The organism is Bradyrhizobium centrolobii, assembly GCF_001641635.1.
Lineage (GTDB): Bacteria > Pseudomonadota > Alphaproteobacteria > Rhizobiales > Xanthobacteraceae > Bradyrhizobium > Bradyrhizobium centrolobii.
Genome location: NZ_LUUB01000042.1, coordinates 3,363 through 22,136, shown reverse-complemented (window position 1 = coordinate 22,136; position 18,774 = coordinate 3,363). Strand labels below are relative to the sequence as shown.

Here is an 18,774-nt window from a genome sequence, read left to right as displayed (position 1 = left end):
TTATGTATGCTTACGACGAAATCGACCGCACGCTGGTCAACGAGCGTGTCTCGGAATTCCGCGACCAGGTGAAGCGCCGCCTTTCCGGCGAGCTCACCGAGGACGAATTCAAGATCCTGCGGCTTCAGAACGGCGTCTATCTGCAACTGCACGCCTACATGTTCCGCGTCGCGATTCCCTACGGAACGCTGGCGTCGAACCAGTTGCGGCGGCTCGCGCATGTCGCGCGCAAATATGATCGCGGCTACGGCCATTTCACCACGCGACAGAACATCCAGTTCAACTGGATCAAGCTTGCCGAGCTGCCGGATGCGCTGGCCGATCTCGCCGAGGTCGGCATCCATGCGATGCAGACCTCCGGCAACAACATGCGCAACGTCACCTCGGACCAGTGGGCCGGCGTCGCGCCGGGCGAGATCGAGGATCCCCGCATCTGGTCGGAGCTGATTCGCCAGCACACCACGCTGCATCCGGAATTCTCGTTCCTGCCGCGCAAGTTCAAGATCGCGATCACCGCGTCGGACCATGACCGCGCCGCGATCAGGATTCACGACATCGGCCTCAGGCTGATCAAGAACGAGAAGGGCGAGACCGGTTTCGAGGTGCTGGTCGGCGGCGGGCTCGGCCGCACGCCGTTCATCGCCAAGACGATCAAGCACTTCGTGCACGGTCGCGATATCCTGAGCTATATCGAGGCGATCCTTCGCGTCTACAATCAGTACGGCCGCCGCGACAACATCTACAAAGCGCGCATCAAGATCCTGGTGCACGAGCTCGGCATCGAGAAGTTCTCGCGCGAGGTCGAGGAGGAGTGGCAGCACATTCGCAACTCCTCGCTTCAGATAGACGACGAGGTGATCGAGGACATCCGCTCCCGCTTCACTTATCCGGCCTATGAGAAGCTCCCGCATATGCCGGACGAGCTGCGCCAGGCCGCGGCCGATCCGGACTTCGAGGCGTGGCGCAAGAACTCGGTGTCTCCGCACAAGGTCCAGGGCTATTCCATCGTCACGATCTCGCTGAAGCCGACCGGCGGCCCTCCGGGCGACGCCACCGCCGAGCAGATGGATGCGCTGGCCGATCTCGCCGACAAATATTCCTTCGGCGAGATCCGCGTCGGCCACGAGCAGAACCTGGCGCTGCCGCACGTCGCCAAGCGCGACCTGCCGGCACTGTGGAAGGCGCTCGACAAGCTCGGACTGGCGACGCCGAACGTCAACCTGATCACCGACATCATCGCCTGCCCCGGGCTCGACTACTGCTCGCTGGCGAATGCGCGCTCGATCCCGATCGCGCAGGAACTGACGCGGCGGTTCGCCAATCATGAGCTCGCCAACCTGATCGGCCGGCTGCACATCAACATCTCCGGCTGCATCAATGCCTGCGGCCATCACCATGTCGGCCATATCGGCATTCTCGGCGTCGAGAAGAACGGCGAGGAGGTCTACCAGATCACCATCGGCGGTCGCGCCGACGAGAGCGCTGCGCTCGGCAATCTGATCGGGCCCGGCGTGAAGTTCGACGAGGTCGCCGACGTCGTCGAGGACATCGTGGAAGCCTATCTCGCGTTGCGCGAGCGCCCGGAAGAGCTGTTCATCGACACGGTGAAACGTCTCGGCGTCGAACCCTTCAAGGAGCGGGTCTATGCCACTCGTTAACGGCGGAAAGATCGTCGACGACAGCTTCGTCAAGCTCGCCGTCGATACGCCGCTGCCCGAAAGCGGCGACATCCTGGTGCCGGCTGAGCGCTTCCTCGGCGATGCGGAGGCGTTCCTCGCGCGCCCAGGCAAGGTCGGCGTGATCTGGCCGAACAATCGCGACATCGACGAACTCGTGCCCTATCTCGGCAGGCTTGCCGCCGTGGCGCTGGTGTTCCCGACCTTCCGTGACGGTCGCGCCTATAGCCAGGCGCGGCTGCTGCGTGAGCGGTTCAACTATCGCGGCGAGCTGCGTGCAACGGGCCAGGTGCTGCGCGACCAGTTCGTGTTCATGCTGCGCGCGGGCTTCGATGCCTTCGAGGTCAAGAAGCAGGCCGACGCGGAAGCCTTCATGCAGACGGCAAAACACTATTCGGTGTTCTATCAGCCGACCGGCGACGGCCGCATCACGGCGCTGCATCGGCGCATGCAGTTGCGTCACTCCGAAGGTGTCGGCACGTGAACGCAATAGCATCCCAGGTTTCATCAACGTCCGTCTCTGCGCTGCCCTCGGCGGAGGAGCTTGATCGCGCTCTGCGCGATGCCTCGCCCGCGGAAGTTATCGCCATGGCGCTGAAGAGCGTCGGGCGCGAGAAGCTCGCGCTGGTGTCGTCCTTCGGCACGGAATCGGCAACGCTGCTCAAGGTGATGGCGGACGTCGATCCCGCGATCCCTGTGATCTTCCTCGACACCGGATGGCTGTTCGAGGAGACGCTCGCCTATCGCGATACTTTGATTGCGACGCTTGGACTGAAAGACGTCCGCTCGATCAAGCCGGCGGAGGAAACGCTGTCGCGCGAGGATCCGGACCGCGAGCTCTGGTTCTCCGATCCCGACGCTTGTTGCCGCATCCGCAAGGTGGAGCCGCTCGCGCGTGCGCTAAAGCCGTTCTCGGCCTGGATCAACGGCCGCAAGCGCTTCCAGGGCAATGCGCGCGCCGACATTCCGGTCGTCGAGGACGACGGCGTGCGGTTGAAGTTCAATCCCTTCGCCAACGTCTCGCGCGAGGAGCTCGAGGCGATTTTCGTCCGCGCCAAATTGCCGCGGCACCCTCTTGTCGAGTCAGGATTCCTGTCCGTTGGGTGCATGCCTTGCACCAGCCGGACGGCCGCAGGCGAGGATTCTCGTGCCGGCCGGTGGCGTGGCCGGGCCAAGACAGAATGCGGCATTCACACGATGAAGATTTCGTAGCACAGTCAGCCTGCCACGCTGCGAACAAGGAAATCCGGTTCCGTTGACTTAAGCGCGTTTCGACCCGAGTTATGCCTGCACGCCTTCGCTGACACTGACGTCGTCGAAGTGAATGGAGATGGACATGATGCGTCGTATCGTTCCGCTCGCGGCAGGATTCCTTTGGGCAAGCTCGGCTCTCGCCGCTGACATCAATTTGTTGAACGTGTCGTACGATCCGACGCGTGAGCTCTATGTCGAGTTCAACAAGGCGTTTTCGCGCGTCTATCAGAAGGAAACCGGCAAGAGCATCGAGATCAAGCAGTCGCACGGCGGCAGCGGTTCGCAGGCGCGCGCGGTGATCGACGGATTGCAGGCGGACGTCGTGACGCTTGCGCTCGCCTACGACATCGATGCCATCGCCGGCAAAGGCCTCACCGCCGCCGATTGGCAGAAGCGGTTGCCGCAGAATTCATCACCCTACACCTCGACCATCGTCTTCCTGGTGCGCAAGGGCAATCCCAAGGGCATCAAGGACTGGGACGATCTGCTCAAGCCCGGCGTTGCCGTGATCACGCCGAACCCGAAGACCTCGGGCGGTGCGCGCTGGAACTATCTCGCGGCCTGGGGCTTCGCGCAGAAGAAATACGGCTCGGCCGACAAGGCCAAGGATTTCATCGCAAAACTCTACCAGCAGGTGCCGGTGCTCGATACCGGTGCGCGCGGTGCGACCGTGACTTTCGTCGAGCGGGGCGTCGGCGACGTGCTGCTCGCCTGGGAGAACGAGGCGTATCTCGCGCTGAAAGAGTTCGGTCCGGAGAAGTTCGAGATCGTGGCGCCGCCGCAATCGATCCTCGCCGAGCCGCCGGTCGCGATCGTCGACAAGGTTGCCGACAAGAAGGGCACCCTCAACGCGGCCGATGCCTATCTCCAATACTGGTACACCAAGGAAGGCCAGGAGATCGCGGCGCGCAATTTCTATCGTCCGCGCGATCCGGACATCGCCAAAAAGTACGAAAACTCATTCGCCAAGGTCGAGCTGTTCACGATCGATGACGTGTTCGGCGGCTGGACCAAGGCGCAGCGGGAACATTTCGCCGACGGCGGCGTCTTCGATCAGATCTACAAGAACTGATTGGGCGTCGTCGTCAACGAGGGCACAGGGGGCCTGGTGAGCGCAATCGCAGCACGACGCCGGACTCTGCCGGGGTTCGGTCTCACGATGGGACTGACGCTGTCCTGGCTGTCGATCATTGTCCTGATTCCGCTCGCCGGCCTGTTCCTGAAATCCTTTGAGCTGAGCCCCGAGCAGTTCTGGGCCATTCTCTCCAGTCGCCGTACCCTGAACGCGCTGCGGGTCTCGTTCGGGCTCGCCTTCGCGGCGGCATGCGTCAATCTGGTGATGGGCACCATCATCGTCTGGGCGCTGGTGCGCTACCGCTTCCCTGGCCGGCGGCTGTTCGACGCCATCGTCGACGTCCCCTTCGCGCTGCCGACGGCGGTCGCCGGCGTCGCGCTGACCTCGCTGTTCGCAGCGAAAGGCTGGCTCGGCGCGCCGCTCGCCGCGCTCGGCGTCAAGGTGGCGTTCACGCCGCTCGGCATCTTCGTCGCCATGATCTTCATCGGCATTCCCTTCGTGGTCCGCACCGTGCAGCCGGTGCTCCAGGACCTCGATCCCGAGATCGAGGAAGCCGCGGGCAGTCTGGGGGCCAGCCGCTGGCAGACCATCACGCGCGTGATCCTGCCCTCGCTCGCGCCCGCGCTGCTCACGGGACTGGCGCTCGCTTTTGCGCGCGCCGTCGGCGAATACGGCTCGGTGATCTTCATTGCCGGCAATCTGCCCAACGTCTCCGAGATCGCGCCGCTCCTGATCGTGATCCGGCTCTCCGAGTTCCGCTATGCCGACGCGACCGCGATCGCGGCCGTCATGCTCGTCGTGTCGTTCGTCATCATCTTCGCGGTCAACCGGTTGCAGCGCTGGGCGCAGAACCGGATCCCGGTGCGCTGAGGCTGGATGCGATGACCATGCAGATCGCAGATATCGTCTCGCTCTCGCGATCGGATGTGAAGGCGCGCGCACACGCCGCCGCGGCACGCGACAGCCTCCGCACCGAGCCGAAGGCGGTACGGATTGCCATCATCACGCTGGCGGTGCTGTTCCTCAGCGTCTTCGTCGTGCTGCCGCTGGCGGTGGTGTTCGCGCAGGCCTTCTCGCGGGGCATTTTGGCCTATCTCGCTGCGCTCTCCGAGCCGGAGGCGCTGTCCGCGATCAGGTTGACGCTGCTGGTCGCGGCGATCTCGGTCGGCCTCAACCTCGTGTTCGGCCTGGTCGCGGCCTGGGCCATCGCCAAGTTCGACTTCAAGGGCAAGACCGCGCTGATCACGCTGATCGACCTGCCGTTCTCGGTAAGTCCGGTGATCTCCGGTCTCGTCTTCGTGCTGCTGTTCGGTGCGCAGGGCTATTTCGGCGGCTGGCTGCGTGAGCACAACATCCAGATCCTGTTCGCGGTACCTGGCATTGCGCTGGCGACGACCTTCGTGACCTTCCCCTTCGTGGCGCGCGCGCTGATCCCGCTGATGCATGAGCAGGGCACCCAGGAAGAGGAGGCCGCGATCTCGCTCGGCGCCTCGGGGATGCAGACCTTCTTCCGCGTCACGCTGCCCAACATCAAATGGGGCGTGCTCTATGGCGTCCTGCTCTGCAATGCGCGCGCGATGGGCGAGTTCGGCGCGGTGTCGGTCGTCTCCGGCCACATCCGTGGCGAGACCAACACCATGCCGCTCCTGGTCGAGATTCTCTACAACGAGTACCAGTTCGTCGCTGCGTTCGCGATCGCTTCGCTGCTCGCAATGCTGGCGCTGATCACGCTGATCGCCAAGACCGTTCTCGAACGTCATCTGGACGAAGGACATGACGCCCGTGACCATTGAAGTCAGGAATCTCGTCAAGAAATTCGGGACCTTTGCCGCTCTCGACGGCGTCGACCTCAAGGTCGACAACGGCGAATTGCTGGCGCTGCTCGGTCCATCGGGCTCCGGCAAGACGACGTTGCTGCGGATCATTGCTGGCCTCGACTGGCCTGACGCCGGCGAAGTCTCGTTCAACGGTGAGGATGCGCTGGCGCAGGGCGCGCGCGAGCGTCACGTCGGCTTCGTGTTCCAGCACTACGCGCTGTTCCGCCATATGACGGTTTTCGAGAACGTCGCCTTCGGCCTGCGCGTGCAGCCGCGCGCAGTTCGAAAGGATGAGGCCACCATCCGTGCGCGCGTAAGGGAGCTGCTCGATCTGGTGCAACTCGACTGGCTGGCCGACCGCTATCCGAGCCAGCTCTCCGGCGGCCAGCGCCAGCGCATTGCGCTTGCTCGCGCGCTTGCGATCGAGCCGCGCATCCTGCTGCTGGACGAGCCCTTCGGTGCGCTCGACGCCAAGGTCCGCAAGGAGCTGCGCATGTGGCTGCGCTCGCTGCATCACGAGATCAACGTCACCTCGATCTTCGTTACCCATGACCAGGAAGAGGCGCTGGAAGTCGCCAACCGTGTCGTGGTGATGGACAAGGGCAAGATCGAGCAGATCGGCTCGCCCGACGACGTCTACGAAAATCCCGCGACCGCCTTCGTGCACGGCTTCATCGGCGAATCCATCGTGCTGCCGGTGGAGGTGGCAAATGGTGCGGTCCGGCTCGGCGACCGCCCGCTCAATCTCGTGGCGCAGGGTGCCGCGTCTGGCGCGTCACGATTGTTCGTGCGGCGACATGACATGCTGGTCGGCCCGGCCGGCAGCGGGGCCTTCGAGGGCGCCGTGCAGCATGTCCGGAATTTCGGCCCGGTGCAGCGGGCCGAGGTGGCGCTGTTCGGTGGCGAAACCATCGAGATCGACGCCCCTCGCGACAAGGAACTGCGCGCCGGCGACACGATCGGTCTCGAGCCCCGCCGCTATCGGATATTTGCGGGCGCCTGAGCCCGTCACAACGGGACAAATTTTCCTCGAAATTCACCTTTCAGCCACGGTTGGTATGCAACAACGGCCCCTCATTTGGGGGCCTTACTCATGCGCGCCGCGGCCGCAATTCTCATCCTTTTGCTGTTGGCCGGCTGTGCGGGCAATGAAGCGCCTGTCCAGCAGCCGTCCATGTATGCCGACATGGCGGCCCCGGGCGCCAAGCTCGATGCGCAAGCCGCTTCCGTGATGATCTCGCAGTATCGGCAGAACAACGGCCTCGGCACTGTGATCATCGACCCCGACTTGATGAAACTCGCCGAATCCCAGTCCGACGCCATGGCGGCGGCGAACAAGATGGACCATGACGTCCGCGCGCCCCTGGGCAAGCGGCTCAATGCCGGCGGTTATCCGGCCACCGTCGCGGTCGAGAACGTCTCGGCCGGCTATCATACGCTGGCAGAAGCGTTTTCCGGCTGGCGTGACTCGCCTCCGCACCGGGCGAACATGCTCAAGGGCGGTGTCACAAAATTGGGCATAGCGGCGAGCTATGCTCCGAACACCAAATACAAGGTGTTCTGGACCATGATTTTGGCCTCAACGGACCCCCGATAAGCCAGTCTTGATCCCGGGATGCATTGACGCCGCGGCGAACTGTCGCCACGGTGGCTCGTCATTTGCTAATGTTCCCGCATGACCGATCATAGCCCCCAAGCTGCCAGCGTCCCCGCGAATGCGCAACGCGTCCTGGTGTTGCAGGGCGGCGGTGCGCTTGGCTCCTATCAGGCCGGCGCCTATCAGGCGCTGTGCCATTTCGGCTTCGAGCCGGAATGGGTTGCCGGCATTTCGATCGGCGCGGTCAACGCCGCCATCATCGCCGGCAACGAGGGGCAAACACGGATCAAGCGGCTGAAAGAATTCTGGGAGATGGTTTCGGCGCCGGTGCCGTGGAAGCCGATCGGCAAGAGCGATCACAGCCGCGAGCTGTTCAACTCCACGAGCGCTGCGCTGATCGCGACCTTCGGCGTGCCCGGCTTCTTCACCCCGCGCATTCCGCCCGCGCCGCTCTGGCCACCGGGCCATCCTGAAGCGGAGAGCTACTACGACACCGCGCCCCTGAAGAAGACGCTGGAGCGGCTGGTCGACTTCGACCGCATCAACGACCTGAAGACGCGCCTGTCGGTCGGTGCGGTCGGCGTCACCTCGGGCAACTTCAGATATTTCGACAATTACGAGTTCAAGAGGCTCGGCAAGAAGATCGGCCCCGAGCACATCATGGCCTCCGGCGCGCTGCCGCCGGGCTTTCCATCCGTCATCATCGATGGCGAGCATTATTGGGACGGCGGCATCGCCTCCAACACGCCGCTCGATTACGTGCTCGATGCCGAATTCCACCGCGACATGCTGATCTTCCAGGTCGACCTGTTCAGCGCGCGCGGGGACTTGCCGACCTCGCTGCTCGAGGCTGCCGAGCGCGAGAAGGACATCCGTTATTCCAGCCGCACGCGGATGAACACGGACAAGAACAAGCAGATCCACAACGCCCGCAGGGCCGTGCGCGACCTGATCGGCAAATTACCGGATTATCTGAAGAACGATCCTTCCGTCGAATTCCTCGCCAAGGCGGCACGCGAAAGCACCGTGACCGTCGTGCATTTGATCTATCGCAGCAAGAACTACGAATCCTCGTCCAAGGATTACGATTTCTCGCATGTCGGCATGGTCGAGCATTGGGAAGCCGGCGTGCGCGACGTGCACCTGTCGATGCGCCACAAGGATTGGCTCGAGCGGCCGCAATCCGATGAGACCATGGTGACCTACGATCTCACGGGGGACGTCTCCGCGCCCCCGGCAAAAAGGAGCGAATAAAATGGGTAGTCTGTCAGGCAAGAACGCCGTCGTGACTGGATCAACCAGCGGCATCGGGCTGGCTTACGCGCGCGCCTTTGCGAGTGCTGGGGCCAACGTCGTGATCAACGGCTTCGGCTCCCCGGAGGATATCGAGAAGGAGCGCTCGAAGATCGAGTCCGACTTCAAGATGAAGGCCATCTATTCGCCCGCCGACATGACCAAGCCGGCCCAGATCGCGGAGATGATCGCGCTCGGCGACAAGACCTTCGGCTCGGTCGACGTCCTCGTCAACAATGCCGGCATCCAGTTCGTCTCGCCGATCGAGGAATTCCCGATCGAGAAGTGGGACCAGATCATCGCAATCAACCTGTCTTCGGCCTTCCACGCCATCCGCGCCGCGGTACCCGGCATGAAGAAGAAAGGCTGGGGCCGCATCATCAACACGGCGTCGGCGCACTCGCTGGTCGCTTCACCGTTCAAGTCGGCTTACGTGTCGGCCAAGCACGGCATCGCCGGCCTGACCAAGACGGTGGCGCTGGAGGTTGCGACCCACAAGATCACCTGCAACTGCATCAGCCCGGGCTATGTCTGGACACCGCTGGTCGAGAAGCAGATTCCCGACACGATGAAGGCGCGCAACCTGACACGCGAGCAGGTCATCAACGACGTGCTGCTCGACGCGCAGCCGACCAAGGAATTCGTCACCTCCGAGCAGGTCGCGGCGCTGGCGCTGTTCCTGTGCAGCGACGATGCCGCGCAGATCACCGGCACCAATCTCTCCATCGACGGCGGCTGGACGGCGGAGTAGTCGGCGCGCTGCAAAACGGCAGTGGTGAGGAAGTTCTCCTCACCACGCCTGGCTCAATGGCTCCAGGCCAGAGCCGTCACGATCGCGGATGACAGGTTCAGCTCGGTGAACATGATCTTGCTTGCGACCACGACGAGGACGCAGGCGAGCGCGAGGCGCAGCACCGTCTCCGGCATGCGGGTCGCGCTGTAGCTGCCGACGATGATGCCGGGCAGCGAGCCCATCAGCAGCACGCCCATCAGGTGCCAGTCGACCGAGCCGAGCATCCAGTGCCCGGTGCCGGCCACCAGCGTCAATGGTACTGCATGCGCGATGTCCGAGCCGACGATGGTCGCCATCGGCAGGCGCGGGTAGAGCAGCAGCAGCACGGTCACGCCAACCGCGCCGGCGCCGACCGACGAAATCGACACCAATACGCCGAGCACGATACCGGTGATGACGGTCGCGATCGCCGTGGTGCGGTCATCGATCTTTTGCAGACGCCGGCGGTAGCGCTCCATGATCGACTTGCGGAAGATCAGCGAGATCGCCGTCAACATCAGCGCAAAGCACAGCACCAAGTTTACCAGATTGCGCTCGGCTTCGCTCTTGAGATCGAGCTTCCACAGCACGAACAACGTCAGGGCGCTTGCCGGAATGCTGCCGCAGGCGAGCCGCAGTACCGCCGGCCAATGCACGCTGCGCGACCAGCCATGCACCACGCTGCCGCCCGTCTTGGTGCCGGCGGCATAGAGCAGATCGGTTCCGACCGCGGTCGATGGATGGACGCCGAACAGGAGGATCAGAAGCGGCGTCATCAGCGAACCGCCACCCACGCCGGTCATGCCGACAAGCAGGCCGACGCCGAATCCCGAGGCCACGTAAAGAGGATCGATCATGTCCGCGGAATCTTAGGTTTATCTCGTCCTTTGGGCAATATGACGTAGAATAAACTTTCCCTGTGGTGCAACCACCTGGGTCAAATAAGAAAAATCATGCTGCAGGGCTAACATGGGCAGCCATTTTGCCCTGTTTGCGAGCGTCTCGCGAGATCACCGTTCCCTTTGGGCAGGGTAGGCCGCGCGGCCTATTTGCCGATCGCCAGCACGTGCAGGCCCACGCGCTGCCGCACGATCCAGAACAGCAGCACCGTCTCGAAGGTGAGCGCGATCGATGTCGCGGCCGCGGCGCCGTGGCCGCCAAAGCGCGGCACCAAGGCCACGCAGAGTACCACATTCATCACGAAGGCCAGGGCGTAGGCCAGCGCGCAGACCTTCTGCTGGCCGAGCATGTTGAGCAGACGTTCGACCGGACCGATCGCGGCGCGTACCACGAGCCCGATCGCGGCGACGAACATGATGTCGTAACCGACCACGAATGGCGGCCCGAACAGCCAGAGCAACGGCTTGCCGAGCGCGAGCAGCACGATCGTCGCCGCCAGCGAAGGCCAGAACGTCCAGTTGATGGCGTGCGCCACATAGGCCGACAGGCGCGCCTTGTCGCCGAGCGCGTTATACTCGGCAAAGCGGTGCGCGGTCGTCGCCGACATTGCGTAGTGAATGAAGGAGACCAGAGCCAGCGTCTTCACCACGGCGAAGTAGACGCCGACCTCCTCGGAAGAGCGGAACTGCTGAAGCACCAGGACGTCGGTGTAGGAGAGCAGCAGGTAGAAACTCTCGACCAGCAGGATCGGCAGCGAAACCGTAAGCCAGCCGCCGATGTCATAAGTCCTGGGACCGGGCTCGATGTGGTCGGCGAGCTTGCGGTTCAGCACCAGCATCTGCCCGGCCATCGCGATCCACACCGCGCCGGCGCTCGCGACCATCGCGGCAACCGCGCCGAGATGATAGCCGAGCAGGAAGGCGCAGGCCGTAATGCCGATGATCAGCGCCTGGCGGATGATGAATTGTGGCATCAAGCCGAGCTGCATCCAGTCGTGAGAGCGGGCGATGCCGTCCTGGGTGTTGGCGACGACGAAGGCGGGCAGCGTCATGCAGCCGATATAGAGCGGCAGCTCTTCGGCCGGATCGATCCAGGGCGAGAGCAGCCTGACTATGCCGGCGAGCGCGAGCGACATCATCGTGGAAGCGGCAAAGGTCAGCCAGCGGCTGCCGGCGAGGAAGCCGCGCAGCAGCGCGAGCTCGCCGCTGGTGCGATACTCCGGAATGATTTTTTGCGCGGAGGCCGAGATGCCGAAATCCATCATGCTGCCGAACAGCAGCACCCAGGTCCAGACATAGACATAGATGCCGTAGTCGGACGTGCCCATCCAACGCGCAAGCAGGACCTGCGAGACGTAGGCAAGGCCTGCGCTGATCACGCGGATAAGGAAGATGGTGCCGGCAAGCCTGCGCGTCAGCGACGCTTCGCTCGACCCACCCGCCAGTTTGCCACGCAACCGCGCGATCAGGCCAGCCGGTCCGGTCGTTGCGGATTGAGCGTCCATCACGGCCACGTCGAAATTCCTTGCCCCCGCGTGATGCGGCAGCCTTCGGCGTAGCAACCATTCGTTAAGATTCGGTTGGGTGGGCGCCCAATGCGTCGTCCCGGCCTAGTGAACAATTGCGCGGCCGGCCCCCGCGCGGGCGCTTGCGCGCGTCGCGATAACCCCAGAGCGTGGTTGTAGTGCGAAAGCGGTAACCCCGAATCTTCGTCAAACCACTCCCTGTGGCTATGGGTCCTGGATTTGCGCTTCGCTACGGCACAGCGCTCCGCGCTGCGCGGCCCTGCGTTTGTCCGGGACGACGGGAAGAGTCACTCCAGATTGATATTGAACTCGTACGACTTCTCAGGCCCGACCAGCGTGAACTTCAGCGCGGCGCCGTCGGGCTTGGTGTTGGGCGGCAGCCCGTCGAGCTCGAAGGCGAAGCGCTTCACCCCTGGCGGGCTGTGCTCGACCGGAGCCGGAATCGGCAGCGACCAGTCGGGCGTCGGCCCTTCCACGAACAGGTTGACGTTGCGTGCGTCCGCCGGGGCGACCACATCGACGACCACCTTGTTGGCGCCGTCGCGCTTGATGCCGCGGATGGTCAGCGGGTTGGGATCGCCGACATTGGCGGGCTTGGGCACGGTGTCCAGCGCCGCAAAGAGATTGGCGTCCTCGGTCGAGGCGACGCTGTTGAAGCCGAGCTCGGCGCTGGCCTCGACGGGAATGCAGAGCTTCTCGCAGACGGCGTAATTGATCTCGGCGCGTAGCGTCACCGGCTTGTCGGGCGCCTTGGCCACGATGCGCAAGGGCAGCACGATCTGGTCGTGATAGCCGATCGAATGGCCGCCGGCGCCGTCGTCGAATTTCAGCGGCGCCGGCCACAATACCGTCACCGCCTCGACATTGTCCGACTTCGAGAAGTCGAACCGCGGCGGAACACCGGAATCGCCGGGCATGCGCCAGTAGGTCTTCCAGCCGGGCTGGATCTGAAAGGCGATGCCGCCGAGCAGGACCGCGCCGCTGCGCGATCCCGCCAGCAGCCGCACCGCGGAATGTCCGTCGCGCTGCCAGGGCGAGGCGTCGTCGGCGCGGGCCGCAAACGCCAACGACGACGCAAGCAGGGTTGTTGCGACGCCAATCGCCGCACGCATGGGAACTCTGTTGAGCATGGCACGTCTTTACAGGGTGACCTCGGGGCAAACCATTGAATTGCTTGTGATGGATGCACCGGAATCCGGCTGCTGCAAGCCTTGATTTGACAGCGGGCGGGCCCGACATCAGGATAGGAATCGAAACCGGAGTGCTTCCCATGGCTCCTGAAGGCAAAAGGACTGGCGACAGCACCCACACCGCGGGCTCCCCGCAGCACACCCCGGCCGGCTATCTCGACGGCCGCCTCCTGATTGCCATGCCGGTGATGGGCGATCCGCGCTTCGAGCGCTCGGTGATCTATCTCTGCGCGCATTCGGCGGAGGGCGCGATGGGCATCATCGTCAATCAACCCGCCGGCAGCATTGATTTCCCCGAGCTCCTGGTGCAGCTCGGCATCATCAAGAAGGGGGAGCAGATCAAGCTGCCGGAGAACGCCGAAAGCATGAAGGTGCTGCGCGGCGGCCCGGTCGATACCGGGCGCGGCTTCGTGCTGCATTCCAGCGACTTCTTCATCGAGAACGCGACGCTCAGGATCGACGACGGCGTCTGCCTCACCGCAACCGTCGATATCTTGCGGGCCATCGCCAACGGCTCCGGGCCGAAGCACGCCATCCTCGCGCTCGGCTATGCCGGCTGGGCGCCGGGCCAGCTCGAGACCGAGATCCAGAGCAACGGCTGGCTGCATTGCGATGCGGATGCGGATCTGATCTTCGGCGGCGACGTCGATGACAAATACGCCCGCGCACTGCGCAAGATCGGCATCGATCCCGGCATGCTCTCGAACGAGGCGGGGCACGCGTAGCTGTCGCAACACCCTCCCGCGTCGTCCCGGACAAGCGCAGCGCCGGGGAGCGCGGAGCGCTGTCCCGTAGCGGAGCGCAGATCCGGGACCCATAACCCAGGGAGCAGTTGTGGGAACAACCTGGCAACCACGAGTTTTCGCCAAACCGTATGCTGTGAGCCCGGCCTTCGCCGGGACGACATTGGTGAGTGTGTAGCTACTCCGCCGCCTGCTGCTGCACCGTGGGCTCGGTGCCGGCGACGGTGGCGCGGCGCATGTCGCGGGGCTGCGACTGGTCGTAGCGGCGGACGCGGTGCATGGTCTGGCGGTTGTCCCACATCACGAGATCATGCAGTTTCCATTTGTGGACATAGACGAACTCTGGCTGCGTCGCGTGCTCGTTGAGGTCGCGCAGCAAGAGCCGGCCTTCCGGCACGCTCATGCCGACGATCTTGCCGGCATGCGATGAGAGATAGAGCGACTTGCGACGATGGACGGGATGGGTGCGCACCAGCCGCTGCAGCACCGGCTTGAACATCTCCCTTTCCTCGTCGCTGTATTCGGTGAAGCCGAGCGAGCCGCGCGAATACATCAGCGAGTGTTCGCAGACGAGATCCTCGATCTCCGCCTTGATCTCGTCATCGAGCGCATCATAGGCCGCGCGCATGTCGGCGAATTCGGTGTTGCCGCCCTTCGGGTTCACCACGCGCGCCGACAGCAGCGAGAATTTTGCGGGGATCGGGCGGAACGAGCTGTCGGAATGCCAGAGGCAGTTGCCGAGATTGAACAGATGCGTGCGGCTGTCCTTCGCCAGCGGCTTGCCGTCCTTGCCGAGATTAGAGACGTCATTCAGGCCCGAGGAGAGCCGGTAGTCCTTCTCCTTGGTGACGGTGCCGCCGCGCGCGTCCTCGCGCTGGCCGAAATTCAGCGCGAAGGCCATCTGCTGCTCGTCGTTGATGTCCTGGTCGTGGAAGACGAGCACGGCGTATTTGTCCATCGCGGCCTCGATCTCGCGTGCCTCTTCCGCCGTGAGCGGCTGGCGCAGGTCGAGGCCTGAAACCTCGCCGACAAAATGCTTCTGAAGCTGCCGGATGGCGATCGTCATGACGTTTCTCCCGCGGACCGCGAGCGGTTGGTCCCGCTCTGCTGACGAAAAAGCTACTCTCGCACCCGGCGATGTCAACGCTTGGCGCGCATGGCTCTTACGCGTTGCGTGCCATCAGGCCGCCGTCGACCGGGATCACCGCACCGGTGAGAAAGGAGGCGGACGGCAGGCACAGGCTGAGCGTCATATGCGCGACCTCCTCGGGGTCGCCGTAGCGGCCGAGTGCCGTGCGGCGCTTGGCGTAGATCGTCTTGTGCTCCTCCGGGATGCGATCGGTGATCGCGGTGCGGATCGGGCCCGGGCAGATGCAGTTGACGGTGATGCCGTCGCGGCCGAGTTCGACCGCGAGCGAGCGGGTGAGGCTCGCGACGCCGCCCTTCGCCGCCGAATAGGGGCTGTGCAGCGCGGTGGCGCCAAGCGCCTCGGTCGAGGCGATGTTGACGATGCGCGGACTCTTTGATTTCCGCAGGTGCGGAAGGGCCGCACGGATGACGCGCGGATGCGCTGTCAGCATTACGGCGATGCCCTTGGCCCACGCATCTTCGTAAGCGTCGTCATCGATCGCGACGCGCACGGAGATGCCGGCATTGTTGACGACGATGTCGAGCCCGCCGAAGTGCGCGGCGACATCATTGACCACCCGCTTGATCTCGCCGGCGTCGGCAACATCGAGCTTCCAGGCCTTCGCCGAACCACCGCTCGCTGCAATCTCCTTTGCAACCGCTTGCGCACCTCGTTCGTCATGGTCGGTGACGGCGACGTGCGCGCCTTCATCCGCGAACACGCGCGCGGTCGCGCGGCCCATCCCGCTCGCTGCACCGGTGACGAGAACGGTCAGGCCCTTCACGGACCGGCTGAGCTGCTTGAAGTCGGACATGCTGTTTCCTCAGGTGCGCTTGCTTCTTGTTATGAGATCGACAAGGCTTGCATCGATCCGCAGACAGGTCAAACAAGCAAGATAAAGGGAGGCCGCGATGGCGAACGAGCTCGATTTCACAGGCAAGCAAGTGCTGGTCGTCGGCGGTTCCAGCGGAATCGGCAACGGCATCGCGCAGGCCTTTCGCGCCAGGGGCGCGGATGTCGCGGTTTGCGGCACGCGTGCCCACGCCAAGGAATATTCGCCGGAAGAAGGCTCAGACCTCACGGGTCTCGCTTACGCGCAGCTCGATGTCGGCAGCGCCGGCGCGATTGAAACGTTCAAGCCGTCCTTCGACCGGCTCGATGTGCTCGTGCTCGCGCAAGGCGCGGTGATCTACCGCCGCGGCGAATTCGAAATGGCGGGCTTTCGTAAAGTCGTCGAGGTCAACCTGATGAGCCTGATGGCCTGCGCGAGCCGATTTCATTCCATGTTGCGGGATACCAAGGGCTCGCTGATCATCGTGTCGTCGACCGCGGCCTATCACTCCACCATGGGCAATCCCGCCTACAACGCCTCGAAGACCGGCGCGGTCGGATTGACGCGGACACTGGGCGAGGCGTGGGCCGAGGACGGCATCCGCGTCAACGGCATCGCGCCCGGCCTCGTCGACACCAAAATGACGAAGGTGACGACCGACAATCCCAAGCGGCTCGAAGGCGCGCTGGCGCGCATTCCGCTGCGGCGATTGGGCACGCCGGCTGACATGGCGGGCGCGGCGCTGTTTCTGGCCTCGCCCTTGTCGTCCTACGTCATCGGCCAGACCCTCGTCGTCGATGGCGGGCTCATTCTGTAAAACCTAAAGGGAACTGCGCCGTGCCTGATCGGTTACCTGGGCTGACCCCCGAGGAGGACCGTCATGGACAACGATCGGATTGTCGGATCAGCGAAGGAGTTTGCCGGACGCGCGGAAGGCGCCATCGGAGAGATGACGGGCGACGCGAAGACGCAGGCGGCGGCCAAGGCGCGGGAAGCTGCAGGCACGGTGCAGAATCTCTACGGTCAGGCCAAGGACGCCGCGCGCGATGCGGGCGCGGCCGCGGCTGACTACGCGAAGGATGCCTATGAGAGCGGAGGCGAGACGTTCCGCGACGGCACGCAGGCGCTCGCTCGCAAGGTGCGGGACAATCCGCTCGGCGCGCTCCTGATCGCCGGCGGCATCGGTTTCGCACTTGCGTTGCTGATGTCGCGCCCAGCGCGCCGCCCGCCGCCGCGCTGGCGTTACTACAGATAGCAGCCAAGCACGGCATTCCGGGACGACGCGTCAGAGGCGACCGGAAGCCGGATGTGTGGCGCGAGATTCCACATTGCTTGGGGGTGCATTTCGTACGCCCCGAAATGACATCTCATTTCAGCGAGATCATTTCAGCGAGACGACTACCGAAACATTTCCGCCGATCGCCCAACATTGCCCGGCGGACGCGGGATCGCGGGATAGAAATTAGGATTGCGCGGCGCTGGCGCAAATTGACGCGGCGGCGGTGGCGGCGACCCGAAGCCGAAGAAATCGCGAAATGAGGGCGTTGCCTGGGCCGGTTGCTGCTGCGGTACCGGAGGCTTCTTCGGCGCGAGCCTCGGCGGCGGCGGCGGCGCGAGCGCTGCGGCTGCGCCGGGTGCCCCCGCTGAACCGGGCGTGGCGCCGCTGCTGTCAGGCGTCGTCGTCGCCATCGGTGTATCGCCCTTGGCCTGCTCGCGGCCGACCTCGCGGCGCGGCCAGGAATAATCATCCGCGCGGCCCGCGGGCGCCGTCAGTGGCTCGCCCTTCACCAGCGTCTTGGCGGCGAGCGCGTCGACGGCGGCGGGACGTGTGCCCGGTCCGCCCAGCAATTGGTCGGTTGAGATCGAGGCTGCAACGAGCGGCACGATCGGGCCGGCCAGCGGCCGCGGCGCGGGCTTGCCGGGCTCGGCGCTGGTGTCGGGCGTTGCCGGCTCGCTCGGCAATGCAATCGGGCCCGAGCGGCCTGCGAGCAGACGCGTGATCTCGCGCTCGACATAGTGCGCGAGCTTGCGTGCGCCGGCCTTGGTGAAATAGACGCCGTCATAGGTGCGGAGCTGACGGATCTGGCCTTCGAAGTCGGGGCCCTTCTGGAGGAAGCGGCCGGCTTCATCGACAAAGCCGTCCCAGACATCGACATAGGTGATGCCCGCCTTGCCCGCGCCCTCGCGGTAGAGCGAATCCAGGAACAGCATGTCCGCCGTTCCCTTCGGACCGCGGATAGCGGGCAGGCCGACCCAGAGCACCGGCACGCCCTTGGCTTTGAGGACGCCGATCAGCTCCTCGATCTTCTTGCTGTAGAGCTCGACCCAGCGGTCGTCGCGGAATTCGTAGACGCCGTTCGGGGAGCGCGCGGTCTTCTCGGCGGCCGGCGGCTGCGGCGCATCGGCGCTGTCGACCTCGTCCTGCGGCAGGTCGCTGTCAACCGCTTTGTCGTCCGGCTTGGCGGCCGTGTCGGTGCCACCGGGCTTGGCGTCGCCGGGCTTTCCTTGCGGCTTGGCGCGCGCGCCCTTGTCGTTCTTCTTGTCGGATGCCTTGTCCGATTTGTCCGGTGCGGGCTCGCGGATCGCACTGCGGTCGTTGAGGCCGAGCATGACGACGATGACGTCGGGCTTTTCGGTCTCGAGGATGCCTTTGGCCGCGGCTGCCCAGTCGGAGGGCTCGCCGCGCGGCTGATACTTGATCAGGCCGGACGCGGTCTTGTGCTTGCGGATCACGCCCATGTCGGGCTGCTCGGTGTAGGCGTCTTCCAGGCCATAGGCGAGCCAGTCGGCCATGGCGTCGCCGATCACCAGCACGTTCTTCTCAGCGACCGTTTCGCGCTTGGCCGGCGCCGGTGCGCGCGAAAAATCCTGGCGCGGGGCCTGCTGTTGCTGCTGGGGCTGCTGGAATGGTGCGAAGAAGTCGCCGCCGAACCAGCCGCCTCCGCCATGGCGCGGCGGCGGCGGCGCCGCG

19 protein-coding genes are annotated in these 18,774 nt (G+C 64.5%); 13 read left to right on the top strand and 6 right to left on the bottom strand.

The genetic code is table 11. The features are described 5' to 3' along the window. The first annotated feature begins 2 nt into the window (after window positions 1–2). The 10 genes from AYJ54_RS11415 to AYJ54_RS11370 all read left to right on the top strand — a co-directional run bounded on the left by AYJ54_RS11415 (window position 3) and on the right by AYJ54_RS11370 (window position 9,463). Window positions 3–1,658 (top strand): nitrite/sulfite reductase, encoded by a 1,656-nt coding sequence (locus tag AYJ54_RS11415; RefSeq protein WP_063699021.1) that lies wholly within the window; start codon window positions 3–5, stop codon window positions 1,656–1,658. Next, entirely contained in the window at window positions 1,645–2,160 is a 516-nt protein-coding gene (locus tag AYJ54_RS11410) for a DUF934 domain-containing protein (protein ID WP_063699020.1), read from the top strand. The genes AYJ54_RS11415 and AYJ54_RS11410 overlap by 14 nt, the downstream gene beginning before the upstream one ends. Then, window positions 2,157–2,888, top strand: coding sequence for a phosphoadenylyl-sulfate reductase (locus AYJ54_RS11405; RefSeq protein WP_063699019.1), 732 nt, complete (start codon window positions 2,157–2,159; stop codon window positions 2,886–2,888). Before AYJ54_RS11410 ends, AYJ54_RS11405 begins: the two co-directional genes overlap by 4 nt. A 112-nt stretch (window positions 2,889–3,000) precedes the next feature. Then, entirely contained in the window at window positions 3,001–4,002 is a 1,002-nt protein-coding gene (locus tag AYJ54_RS11400; protein ID WP_136623619.1) for a sulfate ABC transporter substrate-binding protein, read from the top strand. A gap of 36 nt (window positions 4,003–4,038) precedes the next feature. Beyond that, entirely contained in the window at window positions 4,039–4,875 is an 837-nt protein-coding gene (gene cysT / locus AYJ54_RS11395; RefSeq protein WP_082905617.1) for a sulfate ABC transporter permease subunit CysT, read from the top strand. An 11-nt stretch (window positions 4,876–4,886) separates the two neighbouring features. Then, entirely contained in the window at window positions 4,887–5,798 is a 912-nt protein-coding gene (gene cysW / locus AYJ54_RS11390) for a sulfate ABC transporter permease subunit CysW (protein ID WP_063699018.1), read from the top strand. Next, window positions 5,788–6,825, top strand: coding sequence for a sulfate/molybdate ABC transporter ATP-binding protein (locus AYJ54_RS11385; RefSeq protein WP_063699075.1), 1,038 nt, complete (start codon window positions 5,788–5,790; stop codon window positions 6,823–6,825). Before cysW ends, AYJ54_RS11385 begins: the two co-directional genes overlap by 11 nt. 90 nt (window positions 6,826–6,915) lie before the next feature. Beyond that, complete coding sequence (locus AYJ54_RS11380) at window positions 6,916–7,419, top strand: CAP domain-containing protein (RefSeq protein WP_063699017.1); 504 nt, start codon at window positions 6,916–6,918, stop codon at window positions 7,417–7,419. Window positions 7,420–7,497: 78 nt separating this feature from the next. After that, window positions 7,498–8,673, top strand: a complete 1,176-nt coding sequence (locus AYJ54_RS11375; RefSeq protein ID WP_063699016.1) for a DUF3734 domain-containing protein — start codon at window positions 7,498–7,500, stop codon at window positions 8,671–8,673. A 1-nt stretch (window position 8,674) separates the two neighbouring features. Beyond that, complete coding sequence (locus AYJ54_RS11370) at window positions 8,675–9,463, top strand: 3-hydroxybutyrate dehydrogenase (RefSeq protein WP_063699015.1); 789 nt, start codon at window positions 8,675–8,677, stop codon at window positions 9,461–9,463. Between the two features lie 53 nt (window positions 9,464–9,516). Here AYJ54_RS11370 and AYJ54_RS11365 read toward each other — a convergent pair whose 3' ends face one another. The 3 genes from AYJ54_RS11365 to AYJ54_RS11355 form a co-directional block, all read right to left on the bottom strand. Further along, entirely contained in the window at window positions 9,517–10,341 is an 825-nt protein-coding gene (locus tag AYJ54_RS11365; RefSeq protein WP_063699014.1) for a sulfite exporter TauE/SafE family protein, read from the bottom strand. A 188-nt stretch (window positions 10,342–10,529) separates the two neighbouring features. Then, entirely contained in the window at window positions 10,530–11,897 is a 1,368-nt protein-coding gene (locus AYJ54_RS11360; protein ID WP_063699013.1) for an oligosaccharide flippase family protein, read from the bottom strand. A 299-nt stretch (window positions 11,898–12,196) separates the two neighbouring features. Continuing rightward, on the bottom strand, window positions 12,197–13,039 hold the full coding sequence (locus AYJ54_RS11355; protein ID WP_063699012.1) for a protein-disulfide reductase DsbD domain-containing protein: 843 nt from the start codon (window positions 13,037–13,039) through the stop codon (window positions 12,197–12,199). 140 nt (window positions 13,040–13,179) lie between these two features. Here AYJ54_RS11355 and AYJ54_RS11350 point away from each other — a divergent pair, with 140 nt between their 5' ends. Next, the gene (locus AYJ54_RS11350) at window positions 13,180–13,824 is read left to right on the top strand and encodes a YqgE/AlgH family protein (protein WP_063699011.1); all 645 of its coding nucleotides are present in this window, start codon (window positions 13,180–13,182) and stop codon (window positions 13,822–13,824) included. A 196-nt stretch (window positions 13,825–14,020) separates the two neighbouring features. Here AYJ54_RS11350 and AYJ54_RS11345 read toward each other — a convergent pair whose 3' ends face one another. Both AYJ54_RS11345 and AYJ54_RS11340 read right to left on the bottom strand, forming a co-directional pair. Next, window positions 14,021–14,908 (bottom strand): TauD/TfdA dioxygenase family protein, encoded by an 888-nt coding sequence (locus AYJ54_RS11345; RefSeq protein WP_063699010.1) that lies wholly within the window; start codon window positions 14,906–14,908, stop codon window positions 14,021–14,023. 97 nt (window positions 14,909–15,005) lie between these two features. Continuing rightward, window positions 15,006–15,785, bottom strand: coding sequence for an SDR family NAD(P)-dependent oxidoreductase (locus AYJ54_RS11340; protein WP_063699009.1), 780 nt, complete (start codon window positions 15,783–15,785; stop codon window positions 15,006–15,008). Window positions 15,786–15,882: 97 nt separating this feature from the next. On the opposite strand from AYJ54_RS11340, the gene AYJ54_RS11335 reads away from it, so the two are divergent. Together AYJ54_RS11335 and AYJ54_RS11330 are read left to right on the top strand one after the other, a co-directional pair. After that, window positions 15,883–16,620, top strand: a complete 738-nt coding sequence (locus AYJ54_RS11335) for an SDR family NAD(P)-dependent oxidoreductase (protein ID WP_063699008.1) — start codon at window positions 15,883–15,885, stop codon at window positions 16,618–16,620. Window positions 16,621–16,683: 63 nt separating this feature from the next. After that, window positions 16,684–17,058 carry a CsbD family protein gene (locus AYJ54_RS11330; RefSeq protein ID WP_063699007.1) on the top strand — a complete coding sequence of 125 codons (375 nt, stop codon included), beginning with the start codon at window positions 16,684–16,686 and terminating at the stop codon, window positions 17,056–17,058. 143 nt (window positions 17,059–17,201) lie between these two features. On the opposite strand, the gene AYJ54_RS11325 is transcribed toward AYJ54_RS11330, so the two are convergent. After that, window positions 17,202–18,774: SGNH/GDSL hydrolase family protein (locus AYJ54_RS11325; protein ID WP_245328992.1), on the bottom strand; the 1,573-nt coding region annotated here is incomplete at its 5' end.